We start from the raw sequence: 25,036 nt of genomic DNA on the forward strand, positions 1-25,036 counted from the left end.
CGCACTGCCGAGTAGCTGCGAATTCGTTCGATCTCAACACCGAAAGAGAGTAATTGGCAATGCATGCTGCAGATGTTGTTGATTCTGTTGAGGGTGCGTCGTTCGAGTCGCACGCGGCGTTGGTCGGCGAATCGGTGCCGGCGGCTTTTGCGGTTCAGGCGCTGCGGTCCCCGGGTGCGGTGGCGGTGCGGTGTGCCGGACGGGAGCTGACGTACCGGGAGTTGGACGAGCAGGCGAATCAGCTGGCGCACCGGCTGGTGGGTCTGGGGGTGGGGCCGGAGGCGCCGGTTGCGGTGCTGATGGAACGCTCGGTGGACCTGGTGGTGGCGCTGCTCGCCGTGTTGAAGGCCGGGGCGTTCTATCTGCCGTTGCACAGCGGGTATCCGCTGGAGCGGATGCAGTGGATCGTGGACGAGACGTCCGCGCCGGTACTGCTGACCGACCGGGCGATGCGTGGCCGTGGCGTGCCCGCTGCTCCTGTGCACGTGGTGGTGGACGAGGATGAGGAGCTGGCCGGGCTGCCGGCCGGTGAGACGGGTGTGGAGAGCCGGCCCGAGCAGCTCGCGTACGTGATGTACACGTCGGGCTCGACGGGGCGTCCCAAGGGGGTGGCGGTCACCCACCGCGACATCCTCGACCTGGTCGTGGACAGCATGTTCGAGCCGGGCGCGCACGAGCGGGTCCTGATGGTCATTCCGTACGCCTTCGACCCCTCGATCTATGGCTTGTGGGTGCCGCTGCTGCACGGCGGGCGGACGGTCATCACGCCGGAAGGCGACCTGAGTGTGGCGACGCTGGCCCGGCTGATCGCTGAGGAGGAGATCACCGCCCTGGACGTCTCCGCGGGTCTGTTCCAGGTGATGGCGGAGGAGGATCCGGGCTGCTTCACGGGTGCGCGTGAGGTGATCACGGGTGGTGACGTAGTCTCCCCCACCGCGGTACGGCGGGTGCTGGAGCGCTGCCCGGATATCGTCGTGCGCAGCGCGTACGGTCCCACCGAGACCACGTTGTATGCAACGCAGCATCCGTGGACGCGCGGTAGCGAGTTGCCGGCGCCGCTGCCGATCGGGCGTCCGCTGGACGATATGCGCGCCTACGTTCTCGATGAAACGCTGTCGCAGGTCCCGGCAGGAGCCACCGCCGAACTGTATCTGGCGGGTGCGGGGTTGGCCCGGGGCTACTTCGGGCGTGCGGACCTGACGGCCGAGCGGTTCGTGGCCGATCCCTTCGGCCCGGCCGGCAGCCGCATGTACCGCACCGGCGACCTGGCCCGCTGCTCCGGGGAGGGCGTCCTGGAGTTCGTCGGCCGGGCCGACGACCAGGTGAAGATCCGCGGCTTCCGCATCGAACTCGGCGAGATCGAAGCGGTATTGGGCCGTGTCCCGGGGGTGTCGCAGGTCGCGGTCATAGCTCGTGAGGACCAGCCGGGCGACAAACGTCTGGTGGGCTACGTGGTCGCCGAGCCGGGCCACGGCGACGGGGTGGATGTCGAGACCCTGCGCGCACAGGTGGCAGGTCAGCTGCCGGAATACATGGTGCCCTCGGCGTTCGTGGTCCTCGACCGGCTCCCGCTGACCACCAACGGCAAACTGGACCGGCGGGCTCTGCCAGCCCCGGACATGCCGACGAAGGCCGGAGCCGGGCGCGGTCCGCGGACCCCGCGGGAAGAGATCCTCTGCGGGCTGTTCGCCGAGATTCTGGGCGTGTCCGCGGTCGGCATCGACGACAACTTCTTCGAACTCGGCGGCCACTCCCTCCTCGCCACCCGCCTGGCCAGCCGCATACGTTCGGTCCTGGGAGCCGAGCTGGCGGTGCGGACCCTGTTCGAGGCCCCCACGGTCGCCACCCTCGCCGACCGGGTCGCGGAAGCAGAGGTGGCCAGGCCCGCGTTGACCGCAATGGCCCGCCCGGAACGGATCCCGCTGTCACCGGCACAGAACCGGCTGTGGTTCCTCGACAAGCTCGAAGAGACGAATGCCACCTACAACCTTCCCCTCGTCGTGCGTCTTTCGGGGCAGCTGGACCGGGCCGCGCTGCGGGCTGCACTCGAGGACGTGGTGGACCGGCATGAGAGCCTGCGTACCGTCTTTCCCGAGGATGCTCAGGGCGTGCCGTTCCAGCAGATCCTGCCGGCGATTCGGGCGATGGAAGACTTCGAGGTGGTGGAGACCGACGAGGCTGCCTTGCCCAAGGAGATCTCGGCTCTTGCCGGCGAGCGTTTCCATCTGGCGGTGAACCCGCCGGTCCGGTTCCGTCTGTTCTCCGTGTCGGAGACCGAACATGTCCTGTTCCTGCTGACGCATCACATCGCATCCGACGGATGGTCGCTGGCTCCGATGACCCGCGACATCAGCCTTGCCTATACGGCACGGTGCGCAGGGGCGGCGCCGTCGTGGTCGGCGTTGCCGGTGCAGTACGCGGACTACACGTTGTGGCAGCGTGAGCTCCTCGGCGGGAAAGAGAACCCCGACTCCCTGGTGAGTGAACAGCTGGCCTTCTGGACACAGGCGTTGGAAGGAATCCCGGACCAGCTCGAGCTGCCTTTCGACCGCCCCCGGCCGAAGGTGGCCGACTACCGCGGCGACACCGTCTCCTTCGAGCTGGACGCAGGACTGCACCAACGCCTGATCAGTCTGAGCCGTACCCATCAGGCCAGTTTGTTCATGGTGGTGCAGGCCGCCTTCGCCGCGCTGCTCTCCCGGCTGGGCGCGGGGAACGACATTCCGGTGGGTACCCCCGTTGCCAACCGGACTGATGAGGCAATGGGCGACCTGGTCGGATTCTTCGTGAACACCTTGGTGATCCGGACCGACACCACCGGCGATCCCTCCTTCCAGCAATTGCTGGCTCGGGTACGAGAGGTGTCCCTGGAGGCTTTCGGTCACCAGGATGTCCCCTTCGAGCTCTTGGTCAACGAGCTCAACCCGGTGCGCTCCACTGCCCAGCACCCCCTCTTCCAGGTACTGCTGGCCATGCAGAACAACACGTCCGTCTGCTTGGACCTTCCAGACCTGACCGCGGACGTGAGTCTGGGTGACACCGAGGTCGCCAAGTTCGATCTCACCCTTGAACTCTTCGAGCAGCACGCGGGGGACGGCGTCCCCGACGGGATCAGCGGACGGTTGGGGTATGCCCTCGATCTGTTCACCGCGGACACCGCACAACGGATCTCGGCTTGTTTCAAGAGACTGCTCGCCGCGGTCGCGGCAGACCCGGATCTCTCTCTGAGCCGCATCGACCTCCTCTCCCCGGAGGAACATCGACAGCTCGTCATCGAGTGCAACGACACGGCGGTGCCCTACGCCGACAACACCACCCTGCACCAGATGGTCCGGGAGCAGGCGGCCCGAACGCCGGACGCGCCGGCGGTGCTCTGCGGCGCGGAAGAGCTGACCTACAGCGAGCTCGACGCACGGGCGAACCAGCTCGCCCACCACCTGATCTCCCGGGGGGTGCGCCCGGAGCAATTGGTTCCGATCTGTGTCGAACGGGGCTTCGACGCGGTCGTCGCCGTCCTGGGCGTACTGAAGGCAGGCGCTGTCTATGTGCCGCTCAACCATGAATTCCCGGTGCATCAGCTGGAGTTCATGGTGACGGACGTCAATGCTCCGCTGGTCATCACCCATGCCCGCCTCCAGGATCGGCTGGGGGACACATCCGCCGAGCGACTGCTGATAGACCAGGACTGGCACGAGATCGCCACCCGGCCGGACACGGACCCTGGTGTGCCGGTCGGCCCCGAGGGCCTGGCCCACGTGATCTTCACCTCCGGCTCCACCGGCACCCCCAAGGGCGTCATGATCGAGCACCGCTCGCTCTGCCGGATAGTCGACAGCGACCTGTTCGCCGGCCTCGGGCCCGGCGACGTCGTGGCCCAGCCCTCCAGCTTCTCCTGGGACGCCTTCACTTTCGAATGCTGGCCCGCGCTGACGTCCGGAGCTGCCATGGCAGTGATGGACAAGGAGGTTCTCCTCGACGCTGCCACGCTCAAGGCCGCTCTACGTCGCTGCAAGGTGACCATGATGTGGCTGACGGCCCCTCTCCTGCGCCAGCACCTGCAGGACTGCCCCGACCTCCTCGCCGGAGTCACGTCCGTCTTCTACGGCGGTGAAGCGATCGACCGGCCGGTGGTGGACGCGCTGGTGGACGGGCCATGGGCACCCGAGCGTCTCATCCATGGGTACGGGCCCAGCGAGGCGACGGTCTTCACCACGTGCTACCGGGTGGACCGGAACACCCCCCGGAACGGGCAGATCCCCATCGGCCGGCCGGTGGCAAACACGGAGGTGTTTGTCATGGACGAAAACGGTGTTCTGGTGCCCCCGGGAGTTCCTGGCGAACTGTGGGTCGGCGGCCCTGGACTGGCCCGGGGCTACTGGAATCGCCCGGAGCTCACCGAGGAGCGGTTCATCAAGCACCCGTTCTCGGACGATCCTCAGGCACGGGTGTACCGCAGTGGTGATGTGGTGCGGTGGCGGGGGGATGGCCAGTTGGAGTTTGTGGGCCGGGTCGATGACCAGGTGAAGATCCGCGGGCTGCGGGTTGAGCTGGGTGGGATCGAGTCGGTGCTGGGTCGTTTTCCGGGCCTGGCGGAGGTTGCGGTCGTGGTGCGGGAAGAGCGGCCGGGTGACAAGCGTCTGGTGGCCTATGTGGTCGCTGAAGCCGGGAGCGAGGTGGCGGACGCGGACGCCTTGCGTGCTCATGTGGGTGGGCTGTTGCCGGAGTTCATGGTTCCTTCGGCGTTCGTGGTGCTGGACCGTTTGCCGTTGACGACGAACGGCAAGCTGGACCGGCGGACTCTTCCTGCGCCCGTGTATGAAACGGAGGTGGGCGGTCGGGGTCCGCGGACTCCGCAGGAGGAGATCCTGTGCGGGCTGTTCGCCGAGATCCTGGGCGTGTCCGCGGTCGGCATCGACGACAACTTCTTCGAACTCGGCGGCCACTCCCTCCTCGCCACCCGCCTGGCCAGCCGCATACGTTCGGTCCTGGGAGCCGAGCTGGCGGTGCGGACCCTGTTCGAGGCCCCCACGGTCGCCACCCTCGCCGACCGGGTCGCGGAAGCAGAGGTCGCCAGGCCCGCGTTGACCGCGATGGCCCGCCCGGAACGGATCCCGCTGTCACCGGCACAGAACCGGCTGTGGTTCCTCGACAAGCTCGAAGAGACGAGTACCTCCTACAACGTTCCGGTGGCGTTCCGGGTCGTCGGGGAGCTGAACGCCGATGCGCTCGAGCAGGCTTTGAGCGATGTGGTTGCACGGCACGAGAGCCTGCGGACGGTGTTCCAGGAGGTGGACGGGAGCCCGGTCCAGGTGGTCCTGGACAAGGATGCCGCCGGCGTGAAGCTGCATCGGGTCAACTGTGGTGCGGACGAGTTGGACGCGGTGCTGCGGGAGGCTGGTCAGTATGTGTTTGACCTGTCGGCCGAGTTTCCGCTGCGGGCAACGTTGTTCACCGTCGATCCCGATGAGCAGGTACTGCTGCTGCTCATGCACCACATCGCAAGTGATGGTGCCTCGATGGGGCCGCTGGGGCGTGATCTGGAGATCGCGTTCCGGGCCCGGCTCCAGGGGCTCGAGCCGTCGTGGCCGGCGTTGCCGGTGCAGTACGCGGACTACACGTTGTGGCAGCGTGAGCTCCTCGGCGCGGAAGAAGACCCCGACTCCCTGGTGAGTGAACAGCTGACCTTCTGGACAAAGGCGTTGGAAGGAATCCCGGACCAGCTCGAGCTGCCCTTCGACCGCCCCCGGCCGAAGGCGGCCAGCTACCGCGGCGACTCGGTCTTCTTCGAGCTGGACGCCGAAGTGCACCGCGGGATTGCCGATCTGGCACATTCGACGGGCGCCACCACGTTCATGGTGGCACAGGCAGCACTGGCGGTGGCGCTGACGAAGACGGGTGCGGGGACGGACATCCCGATCGGAACCCCGGTCGCAGGACGCGTCGACGAAGCACTGGACGACCTCGTCGGCTTCTTCCTCAACACCCTGGTCCTGCGGACAGACACATCGGGGAATCCGACGTTTCTGGAATTGCTGGAGCAGGTCCGGGAGACCGACCTGGCCGCGTACTCCCACCAGGACGTGCCGTTCGAGCGGCTGGTCGAGGCGGTCAACCCCCAGCGCTCACTGGCCCGTCACCCACTGTTCCAGGTCTTGCTCAATCTTCAGACGGGCGATGGTAACGCCCTGGATCTGCCCGGCCTGACAGTCCAGGAGATCGTGAGGGAACAGCAGACATCGAAATTCGACATGTCGCTGAACTTCCTCATGAAATACACCGATCAAGGTCTTCCTGGGCCTGTGCGGGCGTATGTCACGTACGCCGCAGATCTATTTGACCGGGAGACCATAGAGCGTCTGTTTACCCGCCTCGTACGCGTCCTGGAATCCGTTGTCGCTGATCCGGCACAGACGATCAGTCAAATCGACGTGATCGAGACGCACGAGCGCGTGCGGTTGTTGGAGTCGTGGGCTGGGGCGGAGTCTGGTGAGGGGCTCGGGGCTGGTTCGGTGCCGGCGGCTTTTGCGGCTCAGGCGCTGCGGTCCCCGGGTGCGGTGGCGGTGCGGTGTGCTGGACGGGAGCTGACGTACCGGGAGTTGGACGAGCGTGCGAATCAGCTGGCGCACCGGCTGGTGGGTCTGGGGGTGGGTCCGGAGGCGCCGGTTGCGGTGCTGATGGAGCGTTCGGTTGATCTGGTGGTGGCGCTGCTCGCGGTGCTCAAGGCCGGGGCGTTCTATCTGCCGTTGCACAGTGGTTATCCGCTGGAGCGGATGCAGTGGATCGTGGACGAGACGTCCGCGCCGGTGCTGCTGGCCGACCGGGCGATGCGTGGCCGTGGCGTGCCTGCTGCTCCTGTGCACGTGGTGGTGGACGAGGATGAGGAGCTGGCGGGGCTGCCGGTCGGTGATCCGGGTGTGGAGTGCCGGCCCGAGCAGCTCGCGTACGTGATGTACACGTCGGGTTCGACGGGGCGTCCCAAGGGGGTGGCGGTCACCCACCGCGACATCCTCGACCTGGTCGTGGACGGCATGTTCGGGACGGGCGCACACGAACGGGTGCTGCTGCTGGCCTCGTACGCCTTCGACCCCTCGACCTACGCCTTCTGGGTACCGCTGCTGCACGGCGGGCGCACCGTCATCACCCCGGAAGGCGAACTGGGAGTCGCCGAACTGGCCCGGCTGATCGTCGAGGAGGAGATCACCGGCCTGGACATCACCGCGGGTCTGTTCCGGGTGATGGCCGAGGAGGACCCGGACTGCTTCGCGGGTGTGCGCGAGGTGATCACCGGCGGTGACCTGATCTCCCCGACCGCAGTACGCCGGGTACTGGAACACTGCCCCGACACCGTCGTGCGCTGCGCCTACGGCCCCACCGAGACCACCCTGTTCGCCACCCAGGCCCCCTGGACCACGGCCGACGAGGTGCCCGCACCGATACCGGTCGGACGCCCGCTGGACGGCATGCGCGCCTACATCCTCGACGAGAATCTGACACTGGCCCCGGCAGGAGTGAGCGGGGAACTGTATCTGGCGGGTGCGGGGTTGGCCCGGGGCTACTTCGGGCGTGCGGACCTGACGGCGGAGCGGTTCGTGGCCGATCCCTTCGGCCCGGCCGGCAGCCGCATGTACCGCACCGGCGACCTGGCCCGCTGGTCCGGCCAAGGCCTCCTGGAGTTCGTCGGCCGGGCCGACGACCAGGTCAAGATCCGCGGCTTCCGCATCGAACTCGGCGAGATCGAAGCCGTACTGGGCCGCTACCCCGGGCTCTCCCAGGTCGCGGTCACAGCCCGCGAGGACCAGCCGGGCGACAAACGCCTGGTGGGTTATGTGGTCGCCGAGCCGGGCCACCACGGGGTGGACGCCGAGACCCTGCGTGCACACGCGGCCGGCCTGCTGCCGGAGTACATGGTCCCCTCCGCGTTCATGGTCCTCGACCGGCTCCCGCTGACCACCAACGGCAAGATCGACCACCGCGCCCTGCCCGCCCCCGACCTGCCCACAGCCGGAACAGGACGCGGACCGCGCACCCCACAAGAGGAAACCCTGTGCGCACTGTTCGCCGACGTCCTGGGCGTGCCCACAGTCGGCATCGACGACAACTTCTTCGCACTCGGCGGACACTCCCTCCTCGCCACCCGCCTGGTCAGCCACATACGAACCACCCTGAACGTCGAACTCCCAGTAACCGCCCTCTTCGAAACCCCCACCATCGCCACCCTCACCGCCCAGATCACGGAAGCGGATTCAGCCAGGACCGCGTTGACCGCGATGGAGCGTCCGGCACGGATTCCGCTGTCGCCGGCGCAGAACCGGCTGTGGTTCCTGAACAAGCTGGAGGGTGCGAATGCCACGTACAACGTTCCGGTGGCGTTCCGGATCACCGGAGACCTGGACGCGGATGTCCTCGAACAGGCATTGAACGATGTGGTGGTACGGCACGAGAGCCTGCGGACGGTCTTCCAGGAGATCGACGAAGGCTCGGCCCAAGTAGTGCTGGGAACGGACGCCGTCGACGTCAAGCTGCACCAAGTCACCTGCTCCGCAGGTGAGTTGCACCCAGCGCTGCTCGACGCGGGACAGTACGTATTCGACTTGGCCGCCGAGCTCCCGCTCCGGACGACGCTGTTCACCGTTGGCCCCGACGAGCACGTCCTGCTGCTCCTCGTGCATCACATCGCGAGCGACGGCACCTCGATGGGGCCACTCGGACGTGACGTGGAGACCGCCTTCCGCGCCCGGCTCCAGGGCCAGGCACCGGCGTGGTCCGCGCTCCCGGTGCAGTACGCCGACTACACCCTGTGGCTGCACGAACTCCTCGGCGCGGAGGAAGACCCCAGCTCCCTGGTGAGCAGGCAACTGGGCTTCTGGAAAACCGCCTTGGACGGAATTCCCGACCAGCTCGAGCTGCCTTTCGATCGTCCTCGGCCGAAGGTGGCCGGCTACCGTGGTGACACCGTCCCGATCAGGATCGACGTCGAGCTGCACCGTGCGCTGATCGGCCTGGCCCAGGAGACGAACACCACGCTGTTCATGGTGCTCCAGGCCGCTCTCGCCACCCTGCTGAGCCGACTGGGCGCGGGATCCGACATCCCGCTGGGAACCCCGGTCGCGGGACGCACCGACGAAGCACTCGACGACCTCGTCGGCTTCTTCGTCAACACCCTGGTCCTGCGGAACGACACCTCAGGGAACCCGACGTTCCGGGAACTGCTCGCCCGGACCCGCGAGACCGACCTGGCCGCCTACTCCCACCAGGACGTACCGTTCGAACGACTGGTCGAGGCGGTCAACCCTCAGCGGTCACTGGCCCGCCACCCCCTGTTCCAGGTCATCTTCGGCGTGGACGCCACCAGCGGCAGTGCGCTGAACCTGCCTGGCCTGACGGTTGCCCAGGAGTTGGTTCCGTTCGAGTTCAGCAGGTTCGACCTCGGCTTCAACTTCACCGAGCGGTACGAGACAGACAGCCGTCCGGCCGGAATCGGCGGCCTGCTGCATTACAGCACGGACCTTTTCGACCAGGAGAACGTCGAAACTCTCGTGGCCCGGATGGTGCGAGTGCTGCAAGCAGTGGTCGCGGATCCTGACCGGCCCGTCGGCCGGATCGAGATTCTTTCCGCGCGGGAGCAACGGCAGGTCCTGGGGGAGTGGAACGGCACCCGGGCCGAGCTGACCGACGCGACGCTTCCCACGCTCTTCCAGTCGCAGGTTGCCCTGACACCCGAGCGCCCGGCGGTCCTTGCCTCGGACACCGATCTGACCTACGGCGAGCTGAATGAGCGGGCCAACCGCCTGGCCCACCATCTGATCGCGCACGGGGTCGGCCCCGAGCAGTTCGTCGCTCTCGCTCTGCCGCGTACCGCGCAGACGCTGGTGGCGCTGCTCGCCGTACTCAAGGCGGGAGCTGCCTATATGCCCGTCGACCCCGCGTACCCGGCGGACCGGATCGCCTACCTGCTGCAGAATGCCGATCCAGCGCTTGTCCTCACTGTCGAGGAGACCGCGCGCATGCTCCCGGACGGCTCCCGGACTCCGCGCCTGATCCTGGACGCTCCCGAGGTTGTCGCCGCCCTGGAAGGCCGGCCTGCCACCGATCCGACCGACCGCGACCGGATCAGCGTCCTGCAACCGCTGCACCCGGCCTACATCATCTACACCTCGGGCTCCACCGGCCGCCCCAAGGGTGTTGTCGTCACCCATGCCAACGTGGCCAACCTGGTCGCGTGGGCTCGCGCCGAGTTCGGTGAACGGTCTCTGGCTCACGTCCTGTTCACGACGTCACTGAACTTCGACGTCTCCGTGTTCGAGATGTTCGGCCCGCTGCTGACCGGCGGTCGCATCGAGGTGCTTCGTGATCTGCTGGCCCTGGGCACTCGGAACGGTGACAACCGTTCGGCGGTCCTGGTAAGTGGAGTTCCGTCCGCGCTTGCCCGGATCGTTTCCCAGAGCGGCGTACGCACCACTGCGGAAACCGTGGTGTTCTGCGGCGAGGCCCTGACCGCCCAAGCCGCCGCCGAGGTCAAGGACGAACTCCAGGCCGGCCGCGTATACAACATCTACGGTCCGACCGAGGCGACGGTGTACGCCACTGTCTGGTCCACGGATGCTCCCATCACGGAGGCGCCTTCGATCGGCCGCCCGCTGCACAACACGCAGACCTACATCCTGGATGGCGATCTGCAGCCGGTTCCGGCAGGAGTGGCCGGGGAGCTGTACATCGCGGGTGCGGGGTTGGCCCGGGGCTATTTCGGGCGTCCGGATCTGACGGCGGAGCGGTTCGTGGCCGATCCCTTCGGCCCGGCCGGGAGCCGGATGTACCGCACCGGTGACCTGACGCGCTGGTCCGGCGAGGGGCTGCTGGAGTTCGTGGGCCGGGTCGACGACCAGGTGAAGATCCGCGGCTTCCGCATCGAACTCGGCGAGATCGAAGCCGTACTGGGCCGCTTCCCGGGGCTGGCGCAGGTCGCGGTCATAGCCCGTGAGGACCAGCCGGGCGACAAGCGCCTGGTGGGTTACGTCGTCGCCGAGACCGGGAACGACGGGGTGGACACCGAGGCCCTGCGTGCGCACGCGGCCGGTCTGCTGCCGGAGTACATGGTCCCCTCCGCGTTCGTGGTCCTCGACCGGCTCCCGCTGACCACCAACGGGAAGCTGGACCGGCGGGCTCTGCCGGCACCCGTGTACGAAGGGAACCTGGCCGGGCGCGGTCCGCGGACCCCGCGGGAGGAGATCCTCTGCGGACTGTTCGCCGAGGTCCTCGGCGTGCCCGCGGTCGGCATCGACGACAACTTCTTCGAGCTGGGCGGCCACTCCCTGCTTGCAGTTCAGCTGATCAGTCGCATCCGGGATGTCCTTGGCGACGAGCTCGCCATTCGAGCTCTCTTTGCCGCGCCCACCGTTGCCACTCTCGCTGAACAGCTGGGCCGATCTTCGGTCGGGGAAGCGTTCGACGTACTCCTGCCCATTAAGGACAACGGAGGCGGCTCGGCAATCTTCTGCGTCCACCCCGTGAGTGGTATCGGCTGGTGCTATTCACCATTGGCTGGAATCGCCTCCCCGGAACACTCTGTCTATGCCCTCCAAGCGCGAGGCCTGGACGGCAAGGACGCGCTCCCGGATTCGATACAGGAGATGGCGGCTGACTACGTCCGGCAGATTCGTGCTGTACAGGAATCGGGTCCGTACCACCTGATGGGCTGGTCCTTCGGTGGTGTCGTCGCCCATGAGATGTCCGTCCAGCTACGGGCACAAGGCGAGCAGGTAGAGATCCTCGCATTGCTGGACTCCTACCCTGCGCACGAGACCGCGACGCCGCTCCCGATCACAGAGGAGGAAGTAGCTGCGGGACTTGCCGAATTCTTTGGAGTGCAGGCCGAGAACGGCGAGGAGCCACTCACCATGACAGGGATCCTGGCGGCACTGCGCCGGGACCGCAGCCTGTTCACCGAACTCGCCGAGCAGCATCTCGCGGAAATTGCTGCGATATACAGAAATAATCACCGGATCATGATGGAGCACATTCCCGGAGAATTCGATGGGGATGTCCGATTCTATGAGGCGGACCATGGAAGGCCCACTGACGTGTGCGCTGCGACGGTATGGAACGCACACATATCAGGCCGACTCGAAGTCGCGCGCATCGCCTGCAGTCATGCGGAAATGGCTCGCCCGGACTCGCTAACCGAAATATGGCAGGGCATCGCCCGGGCGGGCGGACGGTAGGTATTCAAGGGTGGTTGCGGATCCACCTGTCATGGTGACGGACGAGTCGGCGTGGAGCACGGCATCGGTGCTTCCGCCGTCTTCTGGAGCACCCGGCCTCCGCACCGCGATCCGGACTTCGCCGCCCACACACCTTCTCACCCTGCACGAGCACGCCGAGCAGGCATGCGTGGCCAGAAAGAGGGAGACATGACACCCGAAATAGATCAGATCTTCCAGGACGTGAAGGACCGGCACGGAGCCGGCTCCATCACGCGCGTCGAGGAGATGGTGTACGCCAAGCGGCAGGAGCGCCATCCGCTGCAGAAGGACGCCAAGTGGATCATGCCCGGGATATCCCAGACGCCCTGGCACGATCCCTACGAGCACCCCGAGATCGAACCCGTTGTCCGCGCCTTCGAAGCCGGACACGGCGCCATCAAACTGGAGCTCGCGGACGCGTGGTCCGATCGCAAGAGCGCCTTCTCCGACTATGAGCACTATCTGAGCCGCCAGGAGAACTGGCAGGCGCTGTACCTCTTCCGCGACGGCGGGCCGGTCGAGTCCTCGGCCGCTCTGGTGCCCACCGCGTACACCATCCTCACCCGCGAGGTCATCGAGCAGGGCAAGCTCTGCCCCCTCCTGGAGAGCCACTTCTCGACGCTGCTTCCCGGTGCCTCGATCGCCCCTCACTGCGACCTGTGGAACTTCAGCATCAATCTGCACCTTGCGGTCGACATCCCCGAGGGGTGTGGCATCACGGTCGCCGACGAAACTCGGCGCTGGCAGGAGGGCGAGTGTCTGCTGTTCGACTACTCCTTCTTGCACGAGGCGTGGAACAACGGCACCAGGCCGCGCACTTGTCTCCTCGTGGACCTGTGGCACCCGGAAACGACTGTCCCCGAGCGTGAGGCCCTCGTCGGTCTCATCACCGAGATCCGCAAGCTGATGGGCTAGAAGGCTGCCGAAGATATTGTTGAGGGCTGCCCGGTCGCGGATCGGGCGGCCCTTTTCGCTACGCGGTGGCGGGGGGCTGCCGTACCAACCGAACCTCCGAAGCGTGAAAGCGGTCAGCGTAGTCACTCGGTCCACCCGCCACCCATGATCAAGCCATCATCAGACGCGCCTCAGAGCTGAGATCGGAAGAAAAGTACTAGTTTGTTCCGATTGGCATGGTCAGGGCTGGAAGCTGACGGCCTGGTGGGCTTCTCCATCGGTCCTGCACCGGAATACGGCACCGGCGAGACAAGTGCATTCCGCCAGTGCCCCTGCTCTGTCTCGGTAGTTGCCTGGAATGCCACGACGGCACTCCCGCCGATCCCAGCACCTACCTGCACGACGACATCGCTCTGCCATGCCCTGGCGGTCCCTCATCCGCTGGACGAGTACGACCGGCGATGGCGGTACTGAACGTCCTGGGGGGCGTTAGCTTCAGAAGGACGTCCACACACGCGTTACTGGATCTTGATCCAGTAACGTCTCGCGGCTCCGAACCTCGATCCAGGGCCGCAGGCCGTAAAGGCGGACGGTCTCGGCGAGGTCGGCCGGCGGGTGCGGGCTGGTGGCGGCGTGGGGTGCGTCGAGGTGGGGCAGGTTGGTGGCCAGGTACCAGGTGGCCTTCTCTGGCAGGGTGGCCGGATCGGTGGTCGCCACGACCAGCCGGCAGGGTGAGTCGGGGCCGTAGCCGCCCGGGCGGGCATCGGCGGCCCACCAGATCTCGGTGTGCCCGTCGCGGAAGTGACGCTCAACGGATGTCCAATCGCCTGGATGCCTGGCATCGCGCCAGGTCAGGGCGTGTGCGGCGTCGATGGGGGTGTGTGGCCGGCCGGCCGGGGCCCAAGTGCCGCGATACGGTTTGAGGGCTACCACGTAGGCCAGGCCGGCCGCTCGCAGTGCGAGATACCAGTCGTCGCTGACGGAGTAGGCGCAGTCGGCGACCACCGCTCGGCAGCCGAAGCCCGCCTCCTTGCCTCGGGCCGCGAGGGTAGCGGACAGTTGAGGTTTCGTGCGGAAGGCCGGGTCGGACCGGCCGCGGGCGAAGTGGTGGGCGGGAGTGCAGGGAGTCGCGTGCAGCGGGTAGTACACGCGGCCGTCGGTCCACACCGTGGTCACCGTGACGATGCCGTTGTCCGTCTTGCCCAACCGGCCCAGCCACTGCCGACCCACGTGCGCGGTCGCCGTGCCGTCCTTGCGGTCCCCCGAATCATCGATCACGATGACCCCGCCGTCGTGCGGAGCCGTCGCCGGCACCTTGTGCAGCAGCTCAAGGCGCCGGTCGTTGACCAGTTCGGCCTCCCAGGGCGACTCGGGCAGGAAGAACTGCAGCCGCTGCACCCCGGCATCCTCGCACCCGCCACCGGCTCCGCCCCTGCCAGGCAGGTGATCGTCTTGTTCCGCTCCCGCGGCGCCAGCAGCCCGGTCAGGTACTCACGAAACCCCCGGGGCAGGCGGACACGGACGGCGAGCGGTCATCTTCAGCCCCCAGCAAGCCAGTTGACTCCTACCACCGCTCTACGACCAACCCGGCCTGCCGTCAACCCACGCCACCACCGGATTTAACGAACTACCGGTAATCGGGTGTTCAGGGTTCGACGCGGATGCGCAGGTAGAGATCGCCATTAGGTCCGCCTCCGGTACCGGTGCGCCGCGACCAGGAACCCTCAACAGGTCTCCGCTTGTGACACCGACAGGTAGCCGGACCTTGACAGTGAACAATCGTCCGTTGCCATTGCGCTCGGTCAGCCTTACCTCGACCTCACCGCCGGAGGTGGCCTTTCCGGACGGCACTCGCAACTCGCTCCTGAGGTCTTTACCACTGACGGGCGAAGTGCCCGCCAAGGTCCAGTCATGCATTGCGCGAGCGATCGACTGTGCCCGATCTTCGTCGGCCGGAGTGAGTGTTTCATCGTGCACGATGCGGTTGGAGAGCGCGCCAAGCTGCCGAGCACTGCGGCGCCAGTCTTCCTCCGCCCAGCGCACCGTCGCTGGGTCGTGGCCGAAAACGAACAGGCAAAACCTGTGGTCCTCCAAACCTCGCCCGGGTTTGTGGCCTTCCCGTTGACGACGTTCGTTCACCGCGGCCAGCCAGCCCGTTCCGTATACCGCGAGGAGCCGCTGCTGTAACTCTGGCTGGATTGTCGCAGCAGCGGCCCGAGCGACCTGAAGCATTACCTCGCCTCGACCCACGCGCGTGTCCCTCATGTTGCCAAAGCGCCCCAGCGAAAGGTCAGTTAACCAGACTCAGCCGATCACTTTAGCGAGAGGGGTACTCGTTCACACCGCATTCAGCCCAGATTTCAGCCGGGCCGAGCCGACGCCTGGCCTTAACTACGGTCAGGCACTCAATATTCGGTGAGAACGCTCAACCATTGCTGCGAGAGGAAACCGGGACGCGAGCAGGGCGCGGCTACGTATCCTGGGAGTCGCCGCCGGTGGGCAGCTGCTGCTCGATCTCCCGGGCCGTCCACATCAGTTCCAGGGCTTCGCGACGCAGGTCGCTGGCGCGCTCGCGCAGCTGCCGGACGCGCTGACGCTGCTGCTCCGGGCTGTAAGAGTTGACGTACTGCCCGCGCGGCCCCGTCAGCGGCCCTTCGGCAACCAGTTGGCAACCGGGGTGTCCGTTCGACGGACGTCTGGTCGTCATCAACCCCAGCAGGGTCAACCAACGAACCGCACCCGCGGCACCTCCGGCACGTCCACCTCGTACGGGACCGCCCACGGGTCGAAACCCTCTCGACGGCAGGTGAGGACCAAGCGCATCGGCAGGTTGAGCCACTTGTCCCGCCACCGTTCCTCCCGGTCGTTGCCCTCCCACCAGAACGGTGAGCGCGTGCGCTCCAACGCGAACGGCCGCCCCCTGCCCACGGCGAGAGCGAACGGGGCGACCGTATGCCCGTTGCGGTCCGCGCCGTCGGAGCCGGGCACGAACCGCAGTGGCCCCCATACCTGGGCGGCCACCTGCTCCTCGGTCGGTCCCCCAGCGAGTCGGGGCGTGTAGTCCATGTCGTCGCTCTGCGCGACCTCGATGCGGATCTCGTCGAGATGGCAAAGCGGAAGCGGGTCGACGAGCCGGACGCTGAGCGTCGCTCGGTCGCCCTCACCCATCTCGATCCTCACGCTGAACTGTGGCAGCAGGTCGGCGTGCCAACGGTCCCGCTCGATGCGCGCGCGACCGCGTCCGGGGTGGCGTTCGCACGGCGCGCCGCCAGCCACGCGCCCCCGGTAGCGACCGCGCTGAAGACGGCCGTCGACCCGGCGATGATGGAAGCCCAGGGTGTTCCCATGAGGCGGGAGCGTAGCGGGAGTTGCAGAAACCGTATGCCATGACTCCGGCAAGCACATCGTTTGACGAGCCCAGGAATGCCTCGTAGGGCTCAGCGGTCGGGCTACTCGCCGGTAGTGCCGTCGATGGCCTCGCGGAGGAGATCCGCGTGGCCGACGTGGCGGGCGTACTCCTCGATCACGTGCTCAAGGACAAACCGCACGTCGGTGTCACCGAATTCCGGGTTCGGCACGATTCGCGCGAGATCGACGGTCACCCTCGCAAACACCTGCCGCGACTCCTCGCATGCCTTCAGGTAGTCCGCGTAGACGTCCCTGGCCGGCGTGGCGTCCGACTCGTCGTACCACTCGCCGCTGTCAGCAGTGGCATAGGTCCGATACGGGAAGAAGCAAGGCGTCGTGCCGGCCAACGTCCGCTGGAACCAGGCACGCTCGACCCCCTGCAGATGGCGCATGAGCCCCAGCAGGGTCAACGCCGACGACCCCACAGCGCGTAGCCGCAGCTGTGCATCCGAGAGACCCTCGCACTTCCACAGGAAGGTCGCTCGGTGGTAGTCGAGATTCGAGGCGATCACCTCCAACCACGCGCCCGATAGCGCACGCTCGGGCCGGACGATCTTCTGGACGACAAGGTCGCTCACGCTGGGGTCTCCCTGCTGGGCATCAGTCTTGGCCGAGTTGGTACGTACCCACGATCCGAGGACCGAGCAGCGTCTCTACCGGCACCTCGGGGGCACACCTGACCAAGGAGACCTCTCTTCGTATCGGAACTCATCGCTCGACGCCGCACCGAACGTGGCCAGGTGCCGCTGTGAGTCGCAGACTGCCTGGACACAACCCGGTGAACCCATGCGGGCGCACGATCGGCGACCGCGAAATGCACTCGCCTGGAGGCCGATGGACGACATCTCAGAGGTAACCCATAGTGACTTCCACCGGCCGCCAGTCGAGCACGAGCACACGTGGCGCGGATCCCTTCGGGGCACCCTCGCTGGGGAGAATCTGGGGAGTACGGGCGGCACCGGGGAGCACGTGGGGAGAATCGGCTGCATAGCGCGGCATGATCCAGTAGGACGCTGAAAGATCCATCCGCGCAGGCCAGAGGCCACCACGTTCGACGATCTGGTGCTGCTCGTGGAGGTCAAGTCCATGATGCCGACCGAGAACGCCCGGCTCGGCCTGGAAGACGGAGTGGCGGAGACCGACAGCAAACTGGCTCGCGCCTACCGTCAGGTCAACACCACCTCGGCCCAGATCGACGAGCGCAATCCGGCATTCGCCGGCATCCCGACCGACCGTCCGCGTCAGGCGCTGATCGTCACCCTTGAGCCGTTCCCCGTCGCCAACGCCAACCTGCCCCCCCCCACGTGGACCTGCCCACAGCCGACATCCCGACCACGGTCGTCGGAGCCCAGGAGATCGAACGCCTGGTGACCTTGACCGACACCACGCCCAGCTCGCTGCTTCTGGAACGGGCGGCCGACCCCCAGCGCTCCACGTGGGCGCTCAACGAATACCTCAACGGACACGAGTGCGACCGCAACCCGGTCCTCGACCAGGGATGGGCGGCCTACCCCTGGTCAAAAGCCCGGCTGCCATCCGCCCCAGATGGAATGTAGGTCCGTACAGCACCGATCGCCCGGCAGTATGCCTCTGTGCCCTTCATCCCCGGAACCAATACTCACGCCGTCGAACCGGCACGGATCCGTCTGGCGGCAGCCGGGGCCGCGGTGGTGACCGTCGGCGCGGGGCTGGGACTCCGGGCGGTGGCCACGGGAAGCCTGGCCAAGTACGGCGGCGACGCGCTGTACACCGTCCTGCTTCTCGCCCTTGTCGTTCTGGTGGCGCCACGAGTGACGCCCCTGACGGCCGCCGGAGGCGCACTGGCCGTCAGTTGGGGCGTCGAGTTCCTGCAACTCAGCGAGATGACAGCGGAACTCTCCCAACGCAGCCCCGTTGCCCGCCTCGTGCTCGGTTCCACTTTCAATCCACCCGACCTGTTCTGGTACGCAGTCGGTGCGGGAGCGGGATGGCTCGTCCACACCGCTGTGGGCCCCTATCCGGCACGTCGTCGTACAGCGCCCGGTTGAATCCGGCCTCCTGGCGGCGAAGGAGGACGAGTAGCGGTGAACAGCGTCGGACACCAGGTCCGCAGGGATAACAGCGTTGTCGGCAATTCAAAGATCAGGGCCGGAACCGTGTGGCTGAGGACCCGGGGTGCTGATGCTGACCGAGGACGGTGGTTCGGCCGCTGGTGAACGCCGATCCTGCGGCAGGATCCGTCCGCCTATCCTCCGGACATGGTTGATCAACGCTCGGTCGACGTCGGCGGGGTCCGGCTGGCCTGTCGGATATCGGGTCCGCCGGATGCTCCGCCGCTCGTCCTGTTGCACGCGCTGGGTGAGGATGCCACCGACTGGGAGGCGGTTGTGCCGGTCCTCGCCCAAAGCCGACGGGTGTATGCCCTCGATCTTCGCGGTCACGGCCGAAGCGACTGGCCGGGGGACTACTCCCTCGAACTCATGCAGGCCGATGTGCTCCGGTTCCTGGACGCGCTGGGACTTGGCCCTGTGGATCTGATCGGGCACTCCATGGGCGGGATCGTGGCCTACCTGCTCGCGCAGGACCATCCGCAGCGGGTGAGCCGGCTCGTCCTGGAGGACGTTCCCTTCCCGCGTCCCCGGGAGCGGACCACCCCGACCAGGCCGGACGGCGCCCTGACCTTCGACTGGGAGATGGTGCCGGCCATCAGGCGGCAGATCGATGTGCCTGACCCCAGGTGGCTGGAGCGACTCAGCCGGATCAGCGCCAGGACCCTCGTGCTCGCGGGAGGCCCGCACAGCCATGTCCCCCAGGACGGCGTCGCCGAGCTGGCCCGCCGCATCCCCGGCGGGCGAGTGGTCACCATCCCGGTCGGACACCTGATCCACCACGCAGCACCGGAAGCGTTCACCGAGGCGGTTTCGGCGTTCCTGCAGGAGAACTTCCGTCCTGCCCGCCAACCATGAGCACGGTCACCAGCCGTGACGTGGGGACAGCCGCGCGGGTTGTTCGAGCGTGACCGAGAAGTGGGCCCGTACAGCCTTGTCCCATCCTGCCTTCACGGGCGTCTCGCGTGCACATCTCGGCGGTTTGACCGAGGAGTTAGCCGGGCCGCTGCAGGCCGGCGGGAATCGGCACTGCATCAGCGGCGGGAAAGGAAACGTCATCGTGGCATCGGGGCGGGCCGCAAGCACGAACTGGTCTTCACCGACCGGATGCTGGTCGCGCCGGCCCACCTGCGCACTCAGCTCCCACACGCCAGGCCCGCCGCGCTGTACGGGGTCGGCCGCTCCACCGCCACCGAGGCCATCGGCGAGATGCGCCCACCGCTTGCCGACTGCGGCTTCGCTGCCCCCGACAAGCCCGGACTGCGCCTGCGAACGTTGGCCGATGTGTTCGCCTACGACGATACGGAGGGCGTGACCTTCCGAATCGACGGGACCCAGACCCAGATCCGCCGCCCGAAAACCCACCGGCCGAGCCGCTGCACGCTCGTCTCCGGCGAGAAGAAGCAGAACACGATGAAAACCACCACGATCAGCGAGGGAGCACAGATGAATCATGCATCTCCGGCGCGAGCGAAGGCGCTCCGACGCGGGCGCGGTTCCTCGTGCGGTGCACGGTGTCCACTCCGCGCGAGCGGAGGTCTTCCGTCAAGCAAGATCCGGACCATTCCCGGACCAAGCTGACGGCCATCACCGACAGCGCTCTCGTTTCCGCAGATCAACGCAGCCGCCCCGCGTGTACCACCAGCAGACGAAGAATCTGCTGGGCCGAACGCGCACTGCGCCCAGGCGCAGCACCTTGCCCGTGCCCACGGCGGCTGAGCGGCTCGGCCTCTCAGGCTGGTCGCCTACCACGCAACGACTCTGAGCCGATCAGCCCCAGACGCCCGAGTTCAACGGAGCGCAGTCAGCACCAAGTCAGCACGGGAGGGGTGAACACGGGTGATGACATGGGCTTTTGGTCAGCACCGAACCAGCACGGGAGTCAGCACCCCACCGTCAAATCACCCCGAACTGCGCGTCCCGGACAACGCTCGTTTCGATCACCTTCGAGCCCCGACCCCCCTTCCGTGAGCCGGCATGGTGGCCGCACGCATAAGCAAGCCTCGAACTATGTCGCCCCGCCACATGTCCGCCTGACCTGCATGTTTCTACGGTGTGCCGACACGTACCCGTCCCCACCGCACACGAGGAAGTGGCGCACATGGACTCCGGAACCACCGCTCCCCCACCCCCCGCCAGCCTCAAGCGCATCGTCGCCGCCAGTCTCATCGGCACCACCATCGAGTGGTACGACTTCTTCCTCTACGGCTCGGCCGCCGCCCTGGTCTTCAACAAGCTGTTCTTCCCCGACTCCGACCCGCTGGTCGGCACGCTGCTCTCCTTCCTGACATACGCCGTCGGATTCGCGGCCCGGCCGCTGGGCGCGCTCGTCTTCGGACACTACGGCGACCGGCTCGGCCGCAAGCGGCTGCTGGTACTGAGTCTGCTGCTGATGGGCGGGGCGACCTTCGCCATCGGTCTGCTGCCCACGCACGCGACCGTCGGTGCGGCGGCCCCCGTCCTGCTCACCGCACTGCGTCTGGTGCAGGGCTTCGCACTGGGCGGCGAATGGGGCGGTGCGGTCCTGCTGGTGTCCGAGCACGGCGACGCGAAGCGGCGGGGGTTCTGGGCGTCATGGCCGCAGACCGGAGCTCCCGCGGGCCAGCTCCTGGCGACGGGCGTCCTGTCACTGCTCACCGCCACGCAGTCGGACGCCACCTTCCTTTCCTGGGGCTGGCGCGTCCCGTTCCTCCTCTCCGGTGTGCTGGTCGTCGTCGGTTTGTGGATTCGTCTGTCTGTCGACGAATCGCCGGTGTTCAAGGAGGCGCTGGCGCGGTCCGAGGCCCGCAAGGCGGCCGGAGCGGACGAGCCGGAGAAGCTTCCGCTGGTCTCCGTCCTGCGCCACCACTGGCGTGACGTGCTGGTCGCGATGGGCGCCCGCATGGCCGAGAACATCAGCTACTACGTGATCACCGCCTTCATCCTCGTGTACGCCACCACCTCCGCCGGCGTCTCCCGGCAGACCGCGCTCAACGCCGTTCTCATCGCCTCGGCCGTGCACTTCGCCGTCATCCCGGCTTGGGGCGCCCTCTCCGACCGCATCGGCCGCCGCCCCGTCTATCTGCTCGGCGCCGCGGGTGTCGGCCTCTGGATGTTCCCGTTCTTCTCCCTCATCGACACCGGCGGCTTCGCGAACCTGATCCTCGCCGTCACCGTCGGCCTGGTCCTCCACGGCGCCATGTACGCGCCCCAGGCCGCGTTCTTCTCCGAGATGTTCGCGACCCGGATGCGCTACTCCGGTGCCTCCATCGGGGCTCAGTTCGCCTCCGTCGCGGCGGGCGCGCCCGCACCTCTCATCGCGACGGCCCTGCTCTCCTCGTACGACAGTTCCACTCCCGTCTCCCTGTATGTGATCGGGGCGGTTCTGCTGACCCTGATCGCCGTGGGCTTCGCGAAGGAGACCCGCGACCGCGACCTGTCCGCCGTCGAGGACGTGACCGACGATCAGCCGGCCCCGATCGCGCCGGCGGACGCCCGTACGGTCTGACCGCGCGCCCGCGCTCCCCGGTCCCCGCACGCGATGCCGTGTGCGGGGATCAGCGCGGTCCGTACGACGACAACCGGTGCAGTCGCAGAGCGAGCTGTATCTCCAATATGCGGGCCGGGCTCTGCCAGTCCTCTCCGAGCAGGCGCCCCACCCGCTCCAGCCGCTGCGCCACGGTGTTCACATGCACGTGCAGGGCGTCCTTCGTACGCGCCGGGCTCATACCGCTGGCGAAGTACGCGTCGAGGGTGCGCAGCAGGTCGGTGCCACGCCGTTCGTCGTAGGCGACGACTCCGCCGATCGTCCGGCCGACGAACCCGGAGATGTCCCGGTCCCCGGCGAGCAGCAGCCCGAGGAAGCCGAAGTCCTCGGCGGCCGCGCCGTCGCCGGCCCGGCCGAGCAGGCGCAGCGCCTCCAGGCAGCGCTGCCCTTCGGTGTATGCCGCGGCCACCGCTTCCGGGTGCGTCGCGAGCCGGTCCAGGGGTGCGGAGGCGCCCACGGTCACCGCCTCCTGAACGGCGGTGCCCAGCTCCTTGGCGGTGCGGCGGGCCAGAGTCGTCGCCGTGTCGCCGGGCCCGAGCGGGAGCAGCAGGACGGTGCCGCCGTCGCGGGCGGCGGCCAGTCCATGGCGGGTGGCGGCGAGATGGGACGCGGCCGACCACAGCCGTCTGCGCGCACCCGCCTCCTGGCCGGCGTCGGCGGCCACGATGTCGAGCCGGGCCGCCAGCACGACATGGGGTCCGTCCAGATCGGCGTGCAGCCGCGCCGCCCGCTCCCGCAGCAGCCCCGGATCGCGGTCCCGGGTGTCCAGCAGGTCGTCCAGCAGCTCGCCGCGCACCCGCTGTTCGGCCTCGGAGGCCGAGCGTCTGGCGAGCAGGAGCAATGACGTGACCATCGCGGCGCGCTCCAGGGTGCGCTGGTCGACGGGGTCGAGGCCGGGATGCCCGCGCAGCACGAGCGCGCCGAGCAGTTCGCCTCCCGCCGCCACCGCGGCGACCCAGTCGTCGCCGTGCCGTACGGCGTGGCCGTCGGCGCGGGCGGCTTCCACGGCCATGGGCGGTGTGCCGCCCGGCTCGGTGAACTCGACGGTGCCGTCCAGGACTTCGGACACCGTGGCGGCGACGTCGTGGACACCCCCGCCGCGCAGCACGAGTTCGGCCAGCCGGTCATGGACGTCCGAGGCGCGTTCGATCACCGCGCTGCGGTCCCGGATGATCTCGTTGGCCCGGCCGAGGCGGTCCAGGGCGGAGCGTGTCTCCATGAGTGCGTTCGCCGAGTCGATGGCCGCCGCGGCCAGGGCCGCGAAGGAGCCGAGCAGGGCGATCTGTTCCCGGTCGAAGACCCGTGCCCTGCGGTCCGCCGCGAACAGCACGCCGATGACCTGGGGCCCGATCATCAGCGGCACCCCGAGAATCGCGACGAGCCCCTCGTCCTGTACGCCCGCGTCGATGGTCCGGGTGTGCTGGAAGCGCTCGTCCTTGAAGTAGTCGTCGGTGACGTACGGGCGGGCGGTCTGTGCGACGAGTCCACCGAGGCCCTCTCCCATGCCGAGCCGCAGCTGCTGGAAACGCGCGGCGACCGAGCCCTCGGTGACCCGCATGTAGGTGTCACCCCTGGCCGCGTCGTTCAGACTGAGATACGCGATGTCCGTGCCCAGCAGCGACCGGGCCCGCTGCACGATCGCCCGCAGTACGGCGTCGAGGTCACGCAGGCCCGCGAGGTCGTGCGCGGTCTCGAAGAGCGCTGAGAGTTCGGCCTCGCGGCGGCGCCGTCCCTCTATCTCCGTGCGCACGCGCAGAGCGAGCAGCTTGGCCTGTTCGAGCGCGGCGACGCGCCCGTCGGGCAGACCCTCGGCGCGGGCGAGCAGCACCGGCTGCTCGTAGGCGTCGGCGGTCGCTCCTCGGGCCAGGAGTTCCAGGAACGGCGCTTCCGCGCTGTCGGCGGAGCGCTCGGCTGATGGCAGGTGATCGCGAGACATGGCAACAGGATCGCGCAGATGCGGGCCGGCGCCCCGGCCCTGTGGACAACTATCCGCAGGGCAACGCCTCGGCCCTGTGGACAACTCGTCCCCGGCCCGCGTGCGGCACGGTTCGAGCTGGGCCGGCTCGGGCTCAGTGCGCGGTCCAGCCCCCGTCCAGCGCCAGCGACGTTCCGGTCATGAAAGCCGCCTGTGGACCGCAGAGATAGGCCACCGCCTCAGCGACCTCCTCCGGCTCGATGAGCCGCTTGACCGCGCTGTCCCGCAACAGGACCTCGGTCAGGACGCGCTCTCGCGGGATGCCGTGCGTACGCGCCTGATCGGCCAGCTGCTTCTCGACGAGTGCGGTGCGCACATAGGCGGGGTTCACACAGTTCGAGGTGACTCCGTGGGGGGCGCCTTCGAGGGCTGCGGTCTTCGAGAGCCCCTCGAGTCCGTGCTTCGCGGCGACGTACGCCGATTTGAACGCCGAGGCGCGCAGTCCGTGGACCGAGGAGACGTTGACGATGCGACCCCAGCCCTGCCCGTACATATGAGGCAGTGCCCCGCGGATGAGCCGGAACGGCGCCTCCAGCATGACGGTCAGCACCGTGTGGAACACGTCGGGCGGGAATTCCTCGATGGGGCGGACCATTTGCAGACCGGCGTTGTTCACGAGGACATCGGTGCCGGCCGCGGCCTGCTCCGCCGCGTCGAGGTCGGTGAGGTCGAGGACGTGCGGCTCGACCGTGCCGGCCAGGCCGTGGGTCTGCTCGGCCAGGGTTTCCAGGCCTTCGGCGTCCCGGTCGACCGCTCTCACCTTGGCCCCGGCGGCGGCGAGCCGCAGCGCGCAGGCGCGGCCGATGCCGCTCGCGGCGCCGGTGACAAGGGCGGTGCGGCCACCGAGGTCGAGTGCGAAGGCGTGGGGGCCCGGGAGGGCGCTGGGCGCGGTCATGCCTCGACCCTA

The 25,036-nt window shown here is 67.8% G+C and carries 14 protein-coding genes and 1 pseudogene; 8 read left to right on the plus strand and 7 right to left on the minus strand.

The window, feature by feature from the left end; translation table 11 throughout:
* The first annotated feature begins 59 nt into the window (after positions 1–59).
* The gene (locus OG410_RS06220; RefSeq protein ID WP_329298201.1) at positions 60–12,218 is read left to right on the plus strand and encodes a non-ribosomal peptide synthetase; all 12,159 of its coding nucleotides are present in this window, start codon (positions 60–62) and stop codon (positions 12,216–12,218) included.
* Between the two features lie 189 nt (positions 12,219–12,407).
* Positions 12,408–13,154 carry an aspartyl/asparaginyl beta-hydroxylase domain-containing protein gene (locus tag OG410_RS06225; RefSeq protein ID WP_329298202.1) on the plus strand — a complete coding sequence of 249 codons (747 nt, stop codon included), beginning with the start codon at positions 12,408–12,410 and terminating at the stop codon, positions 13,152–13,154.
* A 537-nt stretch (positions 13,155–13,691) separates the two neighbouring features.
* Here the strand turns inward: OG410_RS06225 and OG410_RS06230 are convergent.
* From OG410_RS06230 to OG410_RS06250, 5 genes and pseudogenes are all read right to left on the minus strand, one after another.
* Positions 13,692–14,669 (minus strand): annotated as a pseudogene (locus OG410_RS06230) (IS701 family transposase); the annotation flags it as partial.
* A 39-nt stretch (positions 14,670–14,708) separates the two neighbouring features.
* Positions 14,709–15,365 (minus strand): hypothetical protein, encoded by a 657-nt coding sequence (locus OG410_RS06235; RefSeq protein WP_329298204.1) that lies wholly within the window; start codon positions 15,363–15,365, stop codon positions 14,709–14,711.
* 238 nt (positions 15,366–15,603) lie between these two features.
* A complete protein-coding gene (locus tag OG410_RS06240) occupies positions 15,604–15,840 on the minus strand; it encodes a hypothetical protein (RefSeq protein WP_329298205.1) in 237 nt (78 codons plus the stop codon).
* 14 nt (positions 15,841–15,854) lie between these two features.
* On the minus strand, positions 15,855–16,301 hold the full coding sequence (locus OG410_RS06245) for a hypothetical protein (RefSeq protein WP_329298206.1): 447 nt from the start codon (positions 16,299–16,301) through the stop codon (positions 15,855–15,857).
* 281 nt (positions 16,302–16,582) lie between these two features.
* Positions 16,583–17,119: a DinB family protein gene (locus tag OG410_RS06250; RefSeq protein ID WP_329298207.1), complete on the minus strand. Its 537-nt coding sequence runs from the start codon at positions 17,117–17,119 to the stop codon at positions 16,583–16,585.
* 484 nt (positions 17,120–17,603) lie between these two features.
* Here OG410_RS06250 and OG410_RS06255 point away from each other — a divergent pair, with 484 nt between their 5' ends.
* The 6 genes from OG410_RS06255 (at position 17,604) to OG410_RS06280 (ending at position 22,115) form a co-directional block, all read left to right on the plus strand.
* Complete coding sequence (locus OG410_RS06255; protein WP_329298208.1) at positions 17,604–17,912, plus strand: hypothetical protein; 309 nt, start codon at positions 17,604–17,606, stop codon at positions 17,910–17,912.
* Complete coding sequence (locus OG410_RS06260; RefSeq protein ID WP_329298209.1) at positions 17,909–18,097, plus strand: hypothetical protein; 189 nt, start codon at positions 17,909–17,911, stop codon at positions 18,095–18,097. Before OG410_RS06255 ends, OG410_RS06260 begins: the two co-directional genes overlap by 4 nt.
* A gap of 36 nt (positions 18,098–18,133) precedes the next feature.
* Positions 18,134–18,568 carry a ribosomal maturation YjgA family protein gene (locus OG410_RS06265; RefSeq protein WP_329298210.1) on the plus strand — a complete coding sequence of 145 codons (435 nt, stop codon included), beginning with the start codon at positions 18,134–18,136 and terminating at the stop codon, positions 18,566–18,568.
* Between the two features lie 210 nt (positions 18,569–18,778).
* Positions 18,779–19,486 carry an alpha/beta fold hydrolase gene (locus OG410_RS06270; RefSeq protein WP_329298211.1) on the plus strand — a complete coding sequence of 236 codons (708 nt, stop codon included), beginning with the start codon at positions 18,779–18,781 and terminating at the stop codon, positions 19,484–19,486.
* A gap of 249 nt (positions 19,487–19,735) precedes the next feature.
* The gene (locus OG410_RS06275) at positions 19,736–20,209 is read left to right on the plus strand and encodes a hypothetical protein (RefSeq protein WP_329298212.1); all 474 of its coding nucleotides are present in this window, start codon (positions 19,736–19,738) and stop codon (positions 20,207–20,209) included.
* Between the two features lie 520 nt (positions 20,210–20,729).
* Positions 20,730–22,115 carry an MFS transporter gene (locus OG410_RS06280; protein WP_329298213.1) on the plus strand — a complete coding sequence of 462 codons (1,386 nt, stop codon included), beginning with the start codon at positions 20,730–20,732 and terminating at the stop codon, positions 22,113–22,115.
* 49 nt (positions 22,116–22,164) lie between these two features.
* On the opposite strand, the gene OG410_RS06285 is transcribed toward OG410_RS06280, so the two are convergent.
* Both OG410_RS06285 and OG410_RS06290 read right to left on the minus strand, forming a co-directional pair.
* A complete protein-coding gene (locus OG410_RS06285; RefSeq protein ID WP_329298214.1) occupies positions 22,165–24,090 on the minus strand; it encodes a helix-turn-helix domain-containing protein in 1,926 nt (641 codons plus the stop codon).
* Positions 24,091–24,223: 133 nt separating this feature from the next.
* The gene (locus OG410_RS06290) at positions 24,224–25,024 is read right to left on the minus strand and encodes a 3-hydroxybutyrate dehydrogenase (RefSeq protein WP_329298215.1); all 801 of its coding nucleotides are present in this window, start codon (positions 25,022–25,024) and stop codon (positions 24,224–24,226) included.
* Positions 25,025–25,036: the final 12 nt, after the last annotated feature.

Source organism: Streptomyces sp. NBC_00659 (assembly GCF_036226925.1).
In the GTDB taxonomy this organism is placed as follows: Bacteria; Actinomycetota; Actinomycetes; order Streptomycetales; family Streptomycetaceae; genus Streptomyces.

Bases quoted from the DNA above. Each gene is read 5' to 3' on its own strand.
- OG410_RS06220 (WP_329298201.1), top strand. From the start codon at position 60: ATGCATGCTGCAGATGTTGTTGATTCTGTTGAGGGTGCGTCGTTCGAG.
- OG410_RS06225 (WP_329298202.1), top strand. From the start codon at position 12,408: ATGACACCCGAAATAGATCAGATCTTCCAGGACGTGAAGGACCGGCAC.
- OG410_RS06235 (WP_329298204.1), bottom strand. From the start codon at position 15,365: ATGCTTCAGGTCGCTCGGGCCGCTGCTGCGACAATCCAGCCAGAGTTA.
- OG410_RS06240 (WP_329298205.1), bottom strand. From the start codon at position 15,840: ATGACGACCAGACGTCCGTCGAACGGACACCCCGGTTGCCAACTGGTT.
- OG410_RS06245 (WP_329298206.1), bottom strand. From the start codon at position 16,301: ATGGGTGAGGGCGACCGAGCGACGCTCAGCGTCCGGCTCGTCGACCCG.
- OG410_RS06270 (WP_329298211.1), top strand. From the start codon at position 18,779: ATGGTTGATCAACGCTCGGTCGACGTCGGCGGGGTCCGGCTGGCCTGT.
- OG410_RS06275 (WP_329298212.1), top strand. From the start codon at position 19,736: ATGCTGGTCGCGCCGGCCCACCTGCGCACTCAGCTCCCACACGCCAGG.
- OG410_RS06280 (WP_329298213.1), top strand. From the start codon at position 20,730: ATGGACTCCGGAACCACCGCTCCCCCACCCCCCGCCAGCCTCAAGCGC.
- OG410_RS06285 (WP_329298214.1), bottom strand. From the start codon at position 24,090: ATGTCTCGCGATCACCTGCCATCAGCCGAGCGCTCCGCCGACAGCGCG.
- OG410_RS06290 (WP_329298215.1), bottom strand. From the start codon at position 25,024: ATGACCGCGCCCAGCGCCCTCCCGGGCCCCCACGCCTTCGCACTCGAC.